The following is a 15,625-nucleotide window of genomic DNA, read 5'->3' as shown; positions in this document are numbered from 1 at the left end:
GAGTGACGATGGGTGTGTATGCGGTGACCGGTGCGGCGTCGGGGATGGGCCGGGCCGCCGCGGATCGGCTGCGGGCAGCCGGTCACACGGTGATCGGGATCGATCTGAAGGAGGGCGACGTCGTCGCCGACCTCTCGACCCCGGCGGGACGTTCCGACGCGGTGCGGCAGACCCTCGAGCGGGTCGGGAACCGGCTCGACGGTGCGGTCCTCGCCGCGGGCCTCGGTCCGGTGCCCGGCAAGGAACAGGCCATTGCCCAGGTCAACGTCCGGGGCGTGATCGAGCTGCTCGAGGGGTGGCGGCCGGCGCTCGCCGCGACCGGCAACAGCAAGGTCGTCGTGTTCGGGTCGAATTCGACGACCACCACCCCGGCCGTCCCGATGTCGGCGGTGCGGGCGTTTCTCGCGGGTGACCTGGAGAAGGGCGTGCGGCGGGCGGGCCGGATCCGGCCGGCGGCCGCCCCGTTCACCTACGCCGCGTCGAAGATCGCCGTCACCCACTGGGCACGCCGGAACGCGGTGACCCCGGACTGGGCGGGGTCGGGGATCCGGCTGAACGTCCTCGCGCCGGGCGCGGTGGCGACTCCGTTGCTCGAGACTCAGCTCGCGAGCCCGGAAGGTAAGCGGGTCAGGAGTTTTCCGGTTCCGATCGGCGGGTTCGGTGATCCGGACCGGATCGCCGAGTGGGTGGAGTTCATGCTCTCGCCGGCCGCGGACTTCCTCGTGGGCTCCGTCGTGGTGGTCGACGGCGGCAGCGAGGCGTGGTTCCGTGCCGTCGACTGGCCGCGGCCGGTGCCGGTGCGGAAGGTGCTGCGGTACGTGCAGCGGATGCGGAGCTTCCGCCGCTGAGTCAGCGCTGCGCCCGAGGGGGCGGTTGTCGCGGGCGGCTCTCGATGTTCGTCGCGGCAGTGTCCCCCTCGCCGCGGCAGCGTCCTCTTGGCCGCGGTGATCCCCCGCTCGACGCCGTGCGCCTGCCCGATTCGTGCCGCATGTCGGGGCTACCGGCAAGTAACCGGACCATCCGCAGACACGCCGGAGCGGCAGGTCTACCCTGTTTGTTCGTGACCTCACACTATGACGTCGTTGTCCTCGGAGCCGGTCCCGGTGGGTACGTCGCTGCTATCCGCGCGGCACAGCTGGGACTGAGTACCGCCATCATCGAGAAGAAGTACTGGGGTGGTGTCTGCCTGAACGTGGGCTGCATTCCCTCCAAGGCGCTTCTCCGCAATGCCGAACTGGCGCATCTCTTCACGAAAGAGGCCAAGACGTTCGGCATGTCCGGGGACGTGTCCTTCGACTTCGGCGCCGCCGTGGACCGCAGCCGCAAGGTCGCGGACGGCCGCGTCAAGGGCGTGCACTTCCTGATGAAGAAGAACAAGATCACCGAATACGACGGTGCGGGTTCCTTCGTCGATGCCAACACCATCTCGGTCGAGCTCAATAAGGGCGGAACCGAGACGGTGACGTTCGACAACGCGATCATCGCGACCGGTTCGGTCACCAAGCTGCTGCCCGGCACCGAGCTGAGCAAGAACGTCGTCACCTACGAGGAGCAGATCCTCACCCGTGAGCTGCCGGGCTCGATCCTCATCGTCGGTGCCGGCGCCATCGGTATGGAATTCGGCTACGTGCTGGCCAACTACGGCGTGGACGTCACCGTCGTCGAGTTCCTCGACCGTGCGCTGCCCAACGAGGACGCCGACATCTCCAAGGAGATCGCGAAGGCGTACAAGAAGCTCGGCGTGAAGATCATGACCGGTGCCGCGGTGCAGTCGATCGACGACGACGGCAACAAGGTGACCGTCGCGATCAAGGACAACAAGTCCGGCAACGTCGAGTCCGTCGTCGTCGACAAGGTCATGCAGTCGGTCGGGTTCGCCCCGCGCGTGGAGGGCTTCGGCCTCGAGAACACCGGTGTCGCCCTCACCGACCGCGGCGCCATCGCCATCGACGACGTGATGCGCACGAACGTGCCGCACATCTACGCCATCGGTGACGTCACCGCCAAGCTCATGCTGGCGCACGTCGCCGAGGCGATGGGCGTGGTCGCGGCCGAGACCATCGGCGGCGCCGAGACCCTCACCTTCGACGACTACCGGATGATGCCGCGCGCGACGTTCTGCCAGCCGCAGGTCGCCAGCTTCGGCCTGACCGAGCAGCAGGCGCGCGACGAGGGTTACGACGTCAAGGTCGCGACCTTCCCCTTCACCGCGAACGGCAAGGCCCACGGCCTCGGCGACCCCAACGGCTTCGTCAAGCTGATCGCCGACAACAAGCACGGGGAACTGCTCGGCGGCCACCTGATCGGCCCCGACGTCTCCGAACTTCTGCCCGAGCTGACCCTCGCGCAGAAGTGGGACCTGACGGTCAACGAACTGGCCCGCAACGTCCACACCCACCCGACGCTGAGCGAGGCGCTGCAGGAGGCCATCCACGGCCTCGCAGGGCACATGATCAACTTCTGATCTCAGCGCGTCGAAGAGCCTCCGCACGGGCAGATCCCCGTTCGGATGTACCGGCTTCAGCCCGTGGCGACCGAAACGTCGCCGCGGGCTGTCGTCGTCTTCGGAGACGAAACCTGATTCGATACCCGTGACGCGGGGTACCTTCCCCCCATGGCGGAACGTGGCGCGCGACCCGAGGTGCATCCGGTGCGCAGGATGATGTTGCGCGCCGTGCGACACCTGTTCACCCCCCTTCGTCCCGACGACTACCTCGAGATGATCAATCCCCTGTGGACCACCAGGGAGCTGCGGGGCCGGGTGGAGCGGGTGGTGCCCGAAGGTTCCCGTGCGGCGTCCGTGCTGATCCGTCCCGCGTACGAGTGGCGGGGGCACCGTCCCGGCCAGTACGTGCGGCTGGGGGTGATCATCGACGGCGTCTACCACTGGCGCGCCTACTCGCTGACCTCCGATCCCGAGCCCGAGGACGGGCTGATCAGCGTCACCCCGAAGGTCGTCGAGAGCGGCGTGGTCTCGCCGCACCTGGTGCGCCGGATCCGGCCCGGCGACGTGGTGCGGCTCGGCGAGGTCGAGGGTGTGTTCACCCTGCCCGACCCGCTGCCGGGGAAGATGCTGTTCGTCAGTGCCGGTAGCGGTATCACGCCGATCATGAGCATGCTGCGCAGCCTGGACCACCGCGACGCCCTCGACGACGTCGTCCTGGTCCATTCGGCCCGTACCGCCGACGAGGTCATCTTCGCGTCCGTGCTGCGCGACCTCGACGCGCGTCGTCCCGGGTTCCGCCTGGTGCTGCGGCTCACCGCGGAGCAGGGCCGCATGACGCCGGCCGATCTGGACGAGCTGTGCCCCGACTGGCGGGAGCGGGAGGCGTTCTGCTCCGGGCCCGGCGAGATGCTCGATGCGTGCGTCGAGCACTGGAACGACCACGGTGATCCGAAAAAACTCCACATGGAGCGTTTCCAGCCGATCATCGGCGGGAATGCGGGATCGGGTGAGGGCGGCACGGTTCACTTCCTCGACAGCGAGGCCGACGTCGAATGCGACGGCGGCACGCCGATCCTGGTAGCGGGCGAGAAGGCCGGCCTGCAGCTTCCGTACGGATGCCGGATCGGGATCTGCCATACCTGCGTGGGCACGCTGCGGTCCGGCAAGGTGCGGGACCTGCGCACGGACGAGGTCGCCGAACCCGTCGGCGCCGCGGTCCGCACATGCATCCACACCGCCGAAGGCGACATCGAAATCGAGCTGTGAACGAAAGGAACGCGAGATGACGACGGAGATCGAAAGTCCGCTCGCGCATCTGAGCGAGGAAACGCTCGAGGCATTGGCGAAGGAGTTCGACGCCATCCACGACCGGGTCTACGCCGACCTGGGGGAGCGCGACCGCCGCTACATCAAGACGGTGATCGCGACGCAGCGACAGCTCGCCGTCGCCGGCCGTGCCCTGCTGCTCGGCTCGGCGTCCAAGCCGGCGTGGGTCGCGGGCACCGCATGCCTCGGCATGGCCAAGATCCTCGAGAACATGGAGATCGGCCACAACGTGATGCACGGGCAGTGGGACTGGATGAACGATCCGGACATCCACTCGTCGGTGTGGGACTGGGACACCGCGTCGACCGCGGCAGGCTGGAAGCACTCCCACAACTACATTCACCACACCTTCACCAACATCCGCGGCAAGGACAAGGATCTCGGGTACGAGATCATGCGGATAGACCCGCACCAGAAGTGGCATCCGGTCTACCTGGCGCAGCCGTTCTACAACGTGCTGCTCATGGCGTTCTTCGAGTGGGGCGTGGCGCTGCACGACCTCGATCTCGATGCGTTGTGGGCGGGGGAGAAGACCCCGGCGCAGGTGCTCGAGGAACTGAAGGGCATCGCAGGCAAGGCGCGGCGGCAGTTCGTCAAGGACTACGTGGGCTGGCCCCTGGTCTCCGCCGGCGCGTTCGCCGCCGCGGCGCTGCTGTCGGGCGGCCGGATGCCGCAGCCGGCCACCTCCCGGATCGCGCGCCGGCTGCGCGGACTCGGCCGCCTCGGGCGTGGCCGCGCGGCCGGCCGCCGGGCGGACCTCGTCGCAGACGTGCTCGACAAGGTCCTGCCGGGCGTGGAGAAGACGTTCCTCGCCACCCTGGCGGCGGACTTCACCGCCAACATCATCCGCAACGTGTGGTCGCACGCGATCATCTTCTGCGGCCACTTCCCGGACCAGACGTACACCTTCAGCCGGAAGGAGGTCGAGAACGAGAGCCGCGGCGGATGGTACGTCCGCCAGCTGGTCGGTGCGGCCAACATCGAGGGCAGTCCGCTGTTCCACGTGATCAGCGGGAACCTCGGCTACCAGGTCGAACACCACCTCTACCCCGACATGCCGAGCACCCGGTACTCCGAGGTGGCGCCCGAGGTGAAGGACATCTGCGAGCGCTACGGACTGCCGTACAACACCGGGCCCCTGTCCAGGCAGTGGGGCACCGTGCACCGGACGATCCTGCGCCTCGCGCTCCCCGGCGGCAAGCCGCGGCCGAAGCCCGGTCCGTACCGCAGCGCGGACGATCCGTCGTCACGGAAGCCGGCGACGAGCGAGGCCGCCCGGTTCCGCAGCCGACTGCCCGCGGACCACCCCGCAGCGGGCCCGGAGCACGAGCACGGTGGTGTGGAGGTCGAACCGCCGCCGCGCTGACGATCGTTGCTACGGCCGATGGGTCCGGTCGTACTCCGCTTGTGCCGCAAGCACTTCCGTCATACTCGACTCGAGTACCCCGATGAGGGCACGCAGGTGCTCGGCGACCTGCGCGCCGAGTGGCGTGAGGCTGTACTCGACCTTGGGCGGAATGGTCGTTTCCACCCGCCGGTGGACGAGGCCGTCGCGCTCGAGCTGCTGCAGCGTCTGGGACAGCATGCGCTCGCTCACCCCGTCGACGTGTCGGCGCAGTTCACCGAACCGGTGCGGGCCCTCGCTCAGGGCGGCCAGGGCGAGCACGCCCCAGCGGCCGGTCGCGTTCTGCAGGACCTGCCGGGACGTGCACGCCCGGGCGAACACGTTCGCTTCGAGTGCGGGATCCGTCGTCACGCCTCCCAGCGTACATGCACGAACACTACGTGATGTACTTACTGAAGTGGTTGCACTTACGATTAGTAAGTGATTTGATGGCGGTGTTCCCGACTTCCGTTCTCGAGGAGATCTCATGACCATCGCCGTCACCGGTGCCACCGGCCACCTCGGCCACCACGTCGTCACCGCCCTGCTCGACCGCGGTGCCGAGCCGTCCGACGTCGTCGCGATCGTCCGCGACGCCGCGAAGGCTGCCGACCTCATCGCCCGGGGCGTGCAGGTGCGCGTCGCCGACTACGCCGACCGGGACGCACTCGTCGCCGCCCTGGCCGGCGTCGACAAGCTCCTGCTGATCTCCGGTAGCGAGGTCGGTCGGCGGATTGCGCAGCACACCAACGTCATCGAGGCCGCGAAGGCTGCAGGGGTCGGCCTCGTGGCCTACACCAGCGTCCTCGACGCGCAGCGCAGCCCCCTGGCCCTGGCCGCCGAGCACAAGGCCACCGAGGACCTGCTCGCCGCCTCCGGGCTGGACGTCGTGCTGCTGCGCAACGGCTGGTACTGGGAGAACTATGCCGCGGTCGTCGACACGGCGAAGGCGACCGGCGCCCTGTTCGGCGCCGCCGGCACCGGCCGCGTCGCCGGTGCCGCCCGCAAGGATTATGCGGAGGCCGCCGCCGCTGTGCTGCTCGCCGGCGACCACGCCGGCCGGATCTACGAACTCGGCGGCGACGAGCGCCTCACCTACGTGGAACTCGCCGACGTCCTGTCCGGGATCGTCGGCGCGCCCGTCGCCTACAAGGACCTGCCCCGGGACGAGTACACGAAGGTCCTCGAGAGCGCCGGGGTGCCCGCTCCGATGGCCGCTATCCTCGCAGACTCCGACGCGGGCATCGCCGTCGGCGCCCTCGACACCGACAGCAGCGACCTGCAGCGGCTCATCGGACGCCCGAGCACGCCGGTGGCCACGGTGCTGAGCCGGTAATCCACACGGTGAACCGGAATCCGCCCACGACACAGCATGGGCAGATTCCGGCTCCGCGAGCGGATCCAGGTTGTCCACAGGCGGCCGCTTCATCCCCAGATGTGCCGGTGCGTCCCGATCTGCGCCGGCTCGACGCGGCGCATGCGCCACGCTCGGTCCATGACCGATCCCACAGCCCTGACCAGACGGGATCTGCTGGCGCAGGGTGTCACCGACGACCGGCTCCGGGCCGCGCTGCGGACAGGCGACCTCGTCGCGCTGAAACGGGGCGTGTATCTGCGGCGGGCGGACGACGGCCCGCTCGACGACACCGGCCGGCACCGGGTCCTGGCACGGCACGTCGGGTCGGGTCTCCGCCCGGGGGATGCGCTCAGCCACGTGTCCGCCGCCGTCCTGCTGGGCCTGGACGTGTGGAACGCGGATCTGCGCCGCGTACACGTCTCGCGGACGTCCGCGAGTGGGCGCAGGGTCACGTACCTCCACGTCCATGCAACCGACTGGTGCGACGGCGATGTCGTCACGCTCGACGGTGTCCGCGTCACCTCGGTGGCGCGCACCATCGTCGACCTCGGCCGGTCGCTGCCACTCGAGGAGGCGGTCGTCGCCGGGGACTCCGGACTGCGTGCCGATGCGGCCGCCCGCGACCGGTTGCCCGCAGTTCTCGCCGCGGCCCGTCACCGCACCGGGGTGTCCCGGGCCGCCGCCGTCGTGGACCTGCTCGACGGACGGAGCGAGAGTGTCGGGGAGTCGGTGTCGCGCCTGCGCATGGCGCGATTCGGCCTGCCGGTACCTGCCCTTCAACACGAGGTCGCGGCTCGGGACGGGCGCCGGTACCGCGTCGACTTCTTCTGGGAATCGCAGGGCGTCGTCGGCGAATTCGACGGTGCCGGGAAGTACGCCGACCGCCGCGACCTCGTCGCCGAGAAGCACCGCGAGGACGCTCTGCGTGACCTCGGCTTCGAGGTCGTGCGGTGGACATGGGCCGACCTGGAGCGGTTCGAGGTCGTCGCCCGGAGGTTCGCCCGGGCCGTCGCTCGAAGATCCACGCGGGAATTCAGCGAGTCCGGTAGGCCACCCAGCCGCCGAACTCGGTGATGTCGACGGCGTCCGCCGCGGCGTCGTGCGTGCAACCGAATCCGACGACCCACCGCCCGTCCGAGAGTTCGACGCTGGTCAGCGTCATCGGCGCGGGCAGCGCGGCCAGGAACCGGCCCAGGCCGGCCTCCGAGACCCGGAACACCTCGCCGGCGATCGGCGCGCCCCGGCCGGCGCCGTGGCGGACGAGACCGGGCTTCGGGGGAGTGGTGTTCAGCGCCGTCAGGCGGTACGCGTCGGACGTGCGGACCTCCTCGACGAACCGGGCACCGATCTCCTCGAGCTGGAAGTGCAATGGCTGGTCGCGCAGGTGCGCCCCGAACACCGCCAGCTCGACCCCGCCGGAGGCGAATCCCGGCGCGGCGACGCCCGTCAACCGCGCCGCGAGATCCACGGCGACCTGGTCGGCGAAGGCCGGCACCACGAACATCACCCCGAAGGGGTGGCCCTCGGCGGTCGGTGCACCCGGTACCGCGACCGCGGCCATGTCGAGCAGATTGCAGAAGTTCGTGAACGTGCCCATCCGCCGGTTGATCCCGATCGGGTCGGACTGTACCGCCGCGATCGTGGGATGCTCGGTGGTGGTGGGCAGCAGCAGCCCGGCGAATCCGTCGAGGAGGTCCGCCGCGAACGCCTTGGCGTGGGTCAGGGTGTCGAGATCGGCCACCAGTTCGTGCGCCGCGGGGCGCTCCGCGGCCGCGACGATCGCCGCGACCGTCGGATCCGCCCCGGCGGGGCTCGTCGCCAGGAACTCCCCGACGGCCGCGTACCGCTGCGCGACGACGGCACCGTCGTAGAGCAGTGTCGCCGCGTCCAGCAGCGGCGAGACGTCGACCTCGGTCACCTCGAGTCCCGCCGCACGCCCTGCGGCGACGGTGCGCGCGAACGCCTCTCGATACTCGTCGCACAACTCGACGAGGTTCTCCGCGCGCGGCACCGCCACACGCGGCGTGGACGGCGCGGCGAACGGCACATCCGACGGCCACCTCCGGCTGCGCGGGTCGCGCGGTTCCGGCCCGGCCATCACCTTCGCCGCCGTCACGGCCAGGTCGAGCGACGTGGCGAACACGGTGAGGCAGTCGTAGTCCACGCACGCCGGCACCACGCCGTGGGCCGGGATCACGCCGAGCGTGGCCTTGATGCCCACCAGTCCCTGCAGCGCGGCCGGGACCCGGCCGGAACCCGCGGTGTCCGTGCCGATCCCGATGTCCGCGATGCCCAGCGCGACCGCGGTCGCCGAGCCCGAACTCGATCCGCCCGATATGCGTTCGGGATCCCAGGAACAGCGCACCGCCCCGTACGGGCTGCGGGTGCCGACGAGGCCGGTGGCGAACTGGTCGAGGTTGGTCTTGCCCAGGATCACCGCACCGGCATCGACGAGGCGCGCGACGCCCGACGCGGTGTCCGTGGGGGTGTAGGCGAACTCGGGGCAGCCGGCCGTGGTGGGTATGCCGGCGACGTCCACGTTGTCTTTCACCGCCACGATCAGGCCCGCGAGCGGCAGGTCCTCGCCCGCCGCGACGCGCGCGTCCACGGCGTCGGCGTCGGCGAGCACATCCGCGGCCGGCCGCAGCGCGATCCACACCTCGGGCCGGTCCACCTCGCCGAGGCGGCGCAGCGCCGCCTCCGCTCGGGCCCTGCTCGACGACGGCGCAGCCGAAAGTCCATTTTCCACAACGATGCTCATGCTGCTCCGATCACGAGAAGGGGGGTGCCGGGGGCGACTTTCGCGCCCGGCCCGACGAGGACCTTCAGGACGGTCCCTTCGACGGCTGCCGGCACGGGCATTTCCAGCTTCATGGCCTCGAGGATGACGGCGGTGTCGTCGGCGGCGACCCGTTCGCCCTCTGCCACCTCGACCCGCCAGACGTTGCCGACCATGGGGGCCTCGACGACGACCGATCCCGCCGGCATTCCGGCGAGCGGGTCGACGGGCTCGACCACCTCGATCGGCGCCGGCTCGGTCCGGTCGAACTCACCGGCCGCGTGCCACGCCTGCTTCTCGGTTTCGAACGCCGCGGACTGACGCTCGTGGAACGCGTCGATGGACTCGGCGTTCTCCGCCAGGAACCGCAGGTGGTCGGCGAGGGCGAACGTGCCCTCGGAGACCTCGGCGTCGAACCGGCCCGCCAGGGACGCGGCGCGGTACTCGAGCAGCTGCTCCGGGCTCACCGGTTCCCACACGATCCGGTCGAAGAAGCGGAACAGCCACGGCTTGCCGTCCTCGAACGGGCCGGCCTGCCGGTACCCGGACCAGATCGGCACCGTCCGGCCGATCAGCTGGTAGCCGCCGGGGGACTCCATGCCGTAGACGCACAGGTACTTCCCGCCGATGCCCACGGCGTCCGACGGGGTCCACGTACGCGCCGGGTTGTACTTCGTCGTCACGAGCCGGTGCCGGGGATCGAGCGGAACGGCCAGGGGCGCACCGAGATATACGTCGCCGAGGCCGAGGACGAGGTACTCGGCGTCGAACACCGTGTCCCGGACCTGCTCGACCGAGTCGAGTCCGTTGATGCGCCGGATGAACTCGGTGTTCGACGGCAGCCACGGCGCCGAGTCGCGCACACCGCTGTGGTAGCGGGAGATCGCCTCGGAGATCGACGGGTCGTCGAACGAGAGCGGCAGCCGGACGGTGCGGCTGGGCACCACCAGATCGTGGGTGGCCGGCAGTTCCGTCTCGAGGTCCTGCAGCGTCCCGAGCAGGCGGTGCTGGGGCAGCACCTCCGGGTCGAAGTGCACGTGCAGCGACCGCACCCCCGGCGTGACGTCGACGATCCCCGGCAGACGCACGGCCGCGAGCGCCTCGGACAGGGCGTGCACCCGCATCCGCAACCCCAGGTCGAGCACCATGTCGCCGTACTCGACGAGGATGTTGTCGTCGCCGCCGCGCAGGTACACCACCTCGGGACGGTCCAGGAACGCCGGGGTACCGGCCAGCCGGCCGCCGTCGAGCGCGGCGGGCCGCGCCACGGGCGGGACGTCGCGGGCGCGGGCGGCCGCGCCGCGCAGCTCGACCGCCGCCTCGTCGGTCACGGGGACGAACCGCACCGAATCCCCGGGCCGGATCTGCCCCATCTTCCAGCGGTGACCGGAGACGACCGTGAGCGGGCAGGCGAACCCGCCCAGGCTCGGGCCGTCCGGACCGAGCAGGATCGGGGTGTCGCCGGAAACGTTGAGCGCGCCCACCGAGTAGGGGTTGTCGTGCAGGTTCGACGGGTGCAGCCCGGCCTCGCCGCCGTCCGTCCGCGACCAGGTGGGCTTCGGGCCGTCCAGGCGGATGCCGGTGCGGTTCGCGTGGGACTGCACCGTCCACGTGGTGTCGTAGAACTGGGCCAGGTCGTCCTCGGTGAAGTAGGCCGGTGCGGGCTGCGGACCCTCGGTGACGGCGAGATGCCACGTGTGGGTGAACTCCGGGCGACGGTCCACGGGTACGGGTAAGGGTACGGGTGCGGGGCCGGCAGGGGCGGGGGACTCCGCCACGCCGAGCACATCACCCGTGGCCACGGCTCTACCGGTGACGCCGCCGAAGCCGCCGAGGGTGAACGTCGAGGCGCTGCCGTGGTAGAGCGGGGCGTCGAGCCCGCCCCGCACCGCGACGTAGGTGCGCAGGCCCTGCTCGGCCGGGGCGCCGACGTCGAGCACGCCGCCGGCCGGCACCTCCACGGGCTCCCACATCGGCACGGGCACCCCGTCGACGGTGGCGACGACCGGGGCGCCGGTGACGCACACGAGTGTCGGATCGGAGAACTTCAGGCGCGGGCCCTGCAGCGTGCATTCCAGCGCCGGTGCCCCCTCCGGGTTGCCGACGGCGCCGTTGGCCGCGCGCATCGACAGGTCGTCCATCGGGCCCGACGGCGGAATGCCGACCTCCCACAGACCGATCCGGCCGGGGAAGTCCTGCACCGTGGTCATGGTGCCCGCGCGCAGCACGTCGATGCGGTGGCCCGTCGCCCGCACGTCCCGCAGCGTCGCGGTGGTGTGTGCGGCCTCGAGCACCGGCTCGGCGGTGCAGATGCGCCGCAGCTGCGGCAGGTTCGTCTGCACGCCGTACAGGTGGGTGTCGTCGAGCGCCTCGGTGAGCGCCGCGAACGCGGTGCGCCGGGACTCGCCGCGCACGATGATCTTGGCGAGCATCGGATCGTAGAACGAGCTCACCTCGGTGCCGGTGTCCACCCACGTCTCGACGCGGGTGTGGGCCGGGAACTCGACGGCGGTGAGCAGTCCGGCGCTGGGCCGGTAATCGTGCCCCGGGTCCTCCGCGTACACGCGCGCCTCCACGGCGTGACCGGTGATCCGCGGGCCGCCGTCGGGCAGCGCGTCGAGCATCTCGGTCTCGCCCCGGCCGAGCCGCAGCATCCACTCGACCAGGTCCACACCGGTGACCTCCTCGGTGACCGGATGCTCGACCTGCAGGCGGGTGTTCATCTCGAGGAACGATGCCTCGCCGCGTTCGACGTCGTAGACGAATTCGACGGTGCCGGCGGAGCGGTAGCTCACCGACGAGGCGAGCCGGCGCGACGACGCGAGCAGTTCCTCGACGACCGCGTCGGGCAGGTTCGGGGCGGGCGCCTCCTCGACGACCTTCTGGTTGCGTCGCTGCAGCGAGCAGTCGCGCGTGCCGAGGCTGATCGTGCGGCCGCGGCCGTCGCCGAACACCTGCACCTCGATGTGGCGGGCGTGTGCGACGAACCGTTCGAGGAACACGCCCGACGAGGAGAAGTTCGCGGACGCGAGGCGCTGCACCCGCTCGTACGCGTCCCGCAGCTCGTCGGGGGTGTGACAGGCCTGCATGCCGATGCCACCACCGCCGCCGACGGCCTTGAGCATCACGGGGTATCCCACGGATTCGGCCGCGGCGAGGGCGGCGTCGACGGACCCGAGCAGGCCGCTGCCCTCGACGAGCGGGACGCCGACGGCGCGCGCCGCCTCGCGAGCGGTGTGCTTGTCGCCGAAGACCCGCAGCTGCTCGGGCGTGGGCCCGATGAACGCGATGCCCGCCGCCTCGCAGGCAGCCGCGAATTCCGCGTTCTCCGAGAGGAACCCGTACCCGGGGTGGACTGCGCCGGCACCGGTCGAGAGGGCCGCCTCGATCACCAGATCTGCCCGCAGGTACGACTCCGCGGCCGGGGCGGGACCGAGGCGCACGGCCATGTCCGCCATTTCGACGTGCGCGGCGGACGCGTCCGCATCCGAGTACACGGCGACGGTCTTCAGCCCCAGTGTGTGCGCCGAACGCATGATCCGGCAGGCGATCTCGCCGCGGTTGGCGACGAGCAGGGTGTCGAAAGCGAACGTCACGACAGGCTCCTTCGGTGACGGAGAAGAGGAAGGTATGGGGGCGGAACCGGATGTCAGTGAGCGAACGACATCGCGGTGACGGCGCGGGTCACCCGGTCGAGCACCACTGCGAGGGATTCGCCGATGTGCCGGTGCAGCAACCGGTGGGCACGCTCGAGCTCGTCGCCGAGCACGGCGTCGACGATGGTGAGGTGCTCGGCGATCGACGTCTCGATCCGGCTGTTGACCATGAAGTCGTACATCCGCACGTGCCGGATCCGGGAGTTGACCGACTCGAGCGAGCCGGCCAGTTCCGCGTTGCCCGATGCGGCGAGCAGTGCGACGTGGAACTCCTCGTCGAGCACCACGAAGCCCGGTTCCTGCTGGGGCGGGTCGGCGGACAGGCGCACCCACCGTTCGCGTTCGGCGGTGAGGGCGGCGCGGTCGTGCCGCACATCGGGATTGTCGATCGCCCGCGCAATGCCCTGCAGTTCCAGGGTGATCCGCAGCTCGTAGAGGTCGCGGATGCGGGGGATGCTCGGCGGCACCGGAGAGAATCCGTACTCCTCGCGGCGCAGCAGGCCGTCCGCGCACAGCATCGCGAGGGCCTCCCGGACCGGGGTGCGGGAGATGCCGAAGCGCGCGGACAGTTTCGGCTCGGTCAGCCGCTCACCGACCGGGATCGAGCCGTTCATCAGCTCGGTGCGCAGTTCCCGGTACACCCGCGTCCGGAGCGGTTGCGCCGTGGCTGTATCCGTACGTGTCGACATAGCTGTATACGCTATGGACGTCGTGTTTCGCCGAGATTGCCCGCGGTAAAGCGGCGGTTAGGAAGAACTCTCAGAAGTCCCGCTCGATGCGCAGCACGCCGATGGTGGTGGCCAGGCCGTCGTATTGCGCTATCAGCAGGCAGAATTCGATCATCCGCCGGTCGTCGAGGTGAGCGGCCAGCGCCTTCCACGTCTCGTCGCCGAGGTCCTTGGTGGTGACGAGTTCGTCGACGGCCGCGAGCATCGCCCGGTGCCGCGGGCTCCATCCGGGGGCCCCGGGCCCCTCGAGGATGCGCTGCAGGATCTCCGGCGTGATTCCGGCGCGGCGGCCGAGCCGGGTGTGGTGGTCCATCTCGTAGCCGCACTCGCGCAGGTGCGCCACGCGGAGGATGACCAGTTCGGATTCGAACCGGGGCAACCGCCCGAACGGCATGAGCTTCCCGGAGTGGTGCAGCCAGCCGCGGAACAGGCCACCGGTGCGGCCCAGGGTGCTGAACAGGTGCGCGTCCTTCGTGCCGGCCACCGTCGAGAGCACGCGCCAGGTAGCCCAGTTGAGCGGGCCGAGCTCCCTGAACCGTCCGGGCCGGATGCGAGGTGACATGCCGGTCAGTCTCGCACGGCGCGCGCCAATCGGGCCATCGTCCGGGCCTGCTCGGCACGCTGCACCACCACCGCCCGGGACGTGTCGATGTGGGCGAGGAGCTGGGCGTGGGCGTCCTCGAGACGGCCGGCGAGCACCGACTCCGCCACGCAGATGTGCTCGTCGACGGTCGCCGTGATCCGGTCGTGCGTCAGGTAGTCGAACATGCGCACGGGCCGCACCTTCGCGTTCACGGTGGCCAGCGCGTCGCACAGGGCCGGATTGCCGGCGGAGGCCAGCAACGCCAGGTGGAACTGTTCGTCGAGCCCGACGAAGCCCGCATCCGGCTCGGGCAGGTCACGGCGCAGCGCATACCACCGGTCGAGCTCGGCGCCGAGCACGTGGGGATCGTGCCGGATCGACGGATCGGCCAGCGCGCGACGGATCCCGCGCAGCTCCAACGTGGTCCGCAGCTCGTACAGATCGGCGAGGTCGTCGAAGCGCGGCCGGTACGGGAACAGGCCCTGCTCGCGCCGCTCGACCAGCCCGTCGGACACCAGCCGCGCCAGCGCCTCCCGCACCGGCGTGCGGGAGACCCCGTACTGCTCGGCGAGGCGTTCCTCGCCGAGCCGTGCGTCCGGCGGCAGGACGCCCGTCATCAGGTCCGAACGCAGCGCCCGGTAGACCCGGTCGCGCCGCGTGCCACCGGCGCTCATCAGATCGCCATGGCGGCGCGGACGGTGCCGGCGGCGTCCGTGCCGCCGTCGCCGGTGGCGGTGATGCGACCGGATTCGAGGACGTAGTACCGCTGGGCGGCGTGCAGGGCGAAGCCGATGTGCTGCTCGACGAGCAGCACCCCGAGGTCGCCGCGCCGGCTGAGTTCGACGATGGTGTTCTCGATCTCGGCGACGACCGACGGTTGGATGCCTTCGGTGGGTTCGTCGAGGATGAGCATGCGGGGCTCGGTGATCAGGGCGCGGGCGATCGCCAGCTGCTGGCGCTGGCCGCCGGAGAGCAGGCCGGCGCGTCGGTCCAGCAGCGGCACGAGGGCGGGGAACAGGTCGAGCATCTCGGCGACGAGCTGCTTGCCGCGTCTGCGCCCGTCGGCGACGACCTGCAGGTTCTCGGCGCAGGTGAGCTGGCCGAAGGACTGTTGTCCCTGGGGGACGTAGGCCAGACCGCGGGCGACGCGCGCGGACGGCCGCAACGCGGTGACGTCCTCGCCGTCGAACAGGATCCTGCCGAAGGTGGTGGGCAGCAGGCCGACGGCGGCACGCAGCAGGGTGGTCTTGCCGGCCCCGTTGTGGCCCATGACGGCGACGACCCCGTCGGCGGGGACGGTGAGGGTGGCCCCGTGGATGATCTCGGTGCGGCCGTAGCCGGTGCGCACATCGACGAGCTCGAGCAT

Annotated in this window: 13 protein-coding genes; 6 read left to right on the top strand and 7 right to left on the bottom strand. The window is 70.6% G+C overall.

What is annotated here, in order from left to right:
• Positions 1-8 precede the first annotated feature (8 nt).
• The 4 genes from ACWPOB_RS15675 (at position 9) to ACWPOB_RS15660 (ending at position 5,138) form a co-directional block, all read left to right on the top strand.
• Positions 9-848 (top strand): SDR family oxidoreductase, encoded by an 840-nt coding sequence (locus ACWPOB_RS15675; protein ID WP_100058217.1) that lies wholly within the window; start codon positions 9-11, stop codon positions 846-848.
• Between the two features lie 212 nt (positions 849-1,060).
• Positions 1,061-2,464, top strand: coding sequence for a dihydrolipoyl dehydrogenase (gene lpdA / locus ACWPOB_RS15670; protein WP_100058218.1), 1,404 nt, complete (start codon positions 1,061-1,063; stop codon positions 2,462-2,464).
• 150 nt (positions 2,465-2,614) lie between these two features.
• Entirely contained in the window at positions 2,615-3,712 is a 1,098-nt protein-coding gene (locus ACWPOB_RS15665) for a ferredoxin reductase (RefSeq protein ID WP_455401372.1), read from the top strand.
• Positions 3,713-3,728: 16 nt separating this feature from the next.
• On the top strand, positions 3,729-5,138 hold the full coding sequence (locus ACWPOB_RS15660; protein WP_455401371.1) for a fatty acid desaturase family protein: 1,410 nt from the start codon (positions 3,729-3,731) through the stop codon (positions 5,136-5,138).
• Positions 5,139-5,147: 9 nt separating this feature from the next.
• On the opposite strand, the gene ACWPOB_RS15655 is transcribed toward ACWPOB_RS15660, so the two are convergent.
• Positions 5,148-5,528, bottom strand: coding sequence for a winged helix-turn-helix transcriptional regulator (locus ACWPOB_RS15655; RefSeq protein WP_455401370.1), 381 nt, complete (start codon positions 5,526-5,528; stop codon positions 5,148-5,150).
• Between the two features lie 115 nt (positions 5,529-5,643).
• Between ACWPOB_RS15655 and ACWPOB_RS15650 the strand changes: the two genes are divergently transcribed.
• Positions 5,644-6,492, top strand: a complete 849-nt coding sequence (locus ACWPOB_RS15650; RefSeq protein WP_455401369.1) for an SDR family oxidoreductase — start codon at positions 5,644-5,646, stop codon at positions 6,490-6,492.
• Between the two features lie 159 nt (positions 6,493-6,651).
• On the top strand, positions 6,652-7,587 hold the full coding sequence (locus ACWPOB_RS15645; protein WP_455401368.1) for a hypothetical protein: 936 nt from the start codon (positions 6,652-6,654) through the stop codon (positions 7,585-7,587).
• Here ACWPOB_RS15645 and atzF read toward each other — a convergent pair.
• The 6 genes from atzF to urtE form a co-directional block, all read right to left on the bottom strand.
• Entirely contained in the window at positions 7,547-9,274 is a 1,728-nt protein-coding gene (gene atzF, locus ACWPOB_RS15640; RefSeq protein WP_455401367.1) for an allophanate hydrolase, read from the bottom strand. The genes ACWPOB_RS15645 and atzF overlap by 41 nt on opposite strands.
• On the bottom strand, positions 9,271-12,888 hold the full coding sequence (gene uca / locus ACWPOB_RS15635) for an urea carboxylase (protein WP_455401366.1): 3,618 nt from the start codon (positions 12,886-12,888) through the stop codon (positions 9,271-9,273). The genes atzF and uca overlap by 4 nt, the downstream gene beginning before the upstream one ends.
• 53 nt (positions 12,889-12,941) lie before the next feature.
• Positions 12,942-13,637 (bottom strand): GntR family transcriptional regulator, encoded by a 696-nt coding sequence (locus ACWPOB_RS15630; RefSeq protein ID WP_455401365.1) that lies wholly within the window; start codon positions 13,635-13,637, stop codon positions 12,942-12,944.
• Between the two features lie 70 nt (positions 13,638-13,707).
• Positions 13,708-14,238, bottom strand: a complete 531-nt coding sequence (locus ACWPOB_RS15625) for a carboxymuconolactone decarboxylase family protein (protein WP_100056210.1) — start codon at positions 14,236-14,238, stop codon at positions 13,708-13,710.
• Positions 14,239-14,243: 5 nt separating this feature from the next.
• The gene (locus tag ACWPOB_RS15620) at positions 14,244-14,933 is read right to left on the bottom strand and encodes a GntR family transcriptional regulator (RefSeq protein WP_100056211.1); all 690 of its coding nucleotides are present in this window, start codon (positions 14,931-14,933) and stop codon (positions 14,244-14,246) included.
• The gene (gene urtE / locus ACWPOB_RS15615) at positions 14,933-15,625 is read right to left on the bottom strand and encodes an urea ABC transporter ATP-binding subunit UrtE (RefSeq protein WP_100056212.1); all 693 of its coding nucleotides are present in this window, start codon (positions 15,623-15,625) and stop codon (positions 14,933-14,935) included. Before urtE ends, ACWPOB_RS15620 begins: the two co-directional genes overlap by 1 nt.

The sequence above is a fragment of the Rhodococcus sp. 2H158 genome (assembly GCF_053764755.1).
This window is presented reverse-complemented; position numbering and strand designations above follow the sequence as displayed.

Excerpts from the sequence above, each read along its gene's own strand:
- ACWPOB_RS15675 (WP_100058217.1), top strand. The coding sequence starts at position 9 with ATGGGTGTGTATGCGGTGACCGGTGCGGCGTCGGGGATGGGCCGGGCC.
- ACWPOB_RS15665 (WP_455401372.1), top strand. The coding sequence starts at position 2,615 with ATGGCGGAACGTGGCGCGCGACCCGAGGTGCATCCGGTGCGCAGGATG.
- ACWPOB_RS15625 (WP_100056210.1), bottom strand. The coding sequence starts at position 14,238 with ATGTCACCTCGCATCCGGCCCGGACGGTTCAGGGAGCTCGGCCCGCTC.
- urtE (WP_100056212.1), bottom strand. The coding sequence starts at position 15,625 with ATGCTCGAGCTCGTCGATGTGCGCACCGGCTACGGCCGCACCGAGATC.
- atzF (WP_455401367.1), bottom strand. The coding sequence starts at position 9,274 with ATGAGCATCGTTGTGGAAAATGGACTTTCGGCTGCGCCGTCGTCGAGC.
- ACWPOB_RS15620 (WP_100056211.1), bottom strand. The coding sequence starts at position 14,933 with ATGAGCGCCGGTGGCACGCGGCGCGACCGGGTCTACCGGGCGCTGCGT.
- ACWPOB_RS15630 (WP_455401365.1), bottom strand. The coding sequence starts at position 13,637 with ATGTCGACACGTACGGATACAGCCACGGCGCAACCGCTCCGGACGCGG.
- ACWPOB_RS15650 (WP_455401369.1), top strand. The coding sequence starts at position 5,644 with ATGACCATCGCCGTCACCGGTGCCACCGGCCACCTCGGCCACCACGTC.
- ACWPOB_RS15645 (WP_455401368.1), top strand. The coding sequence starts at position 6,652 with ATGACCGATCCCACAGCCCTGACCAGACGGGATCTGCTGGCGCAGGGT.
- ACWPOB_RS15660 (WP_455401371.1), top strand. The coding sequence starts at position 3,729 with ATGACGACGGAGATCGAAAGTCCGCTCGCGCATCTGAGCGAGGAAACG.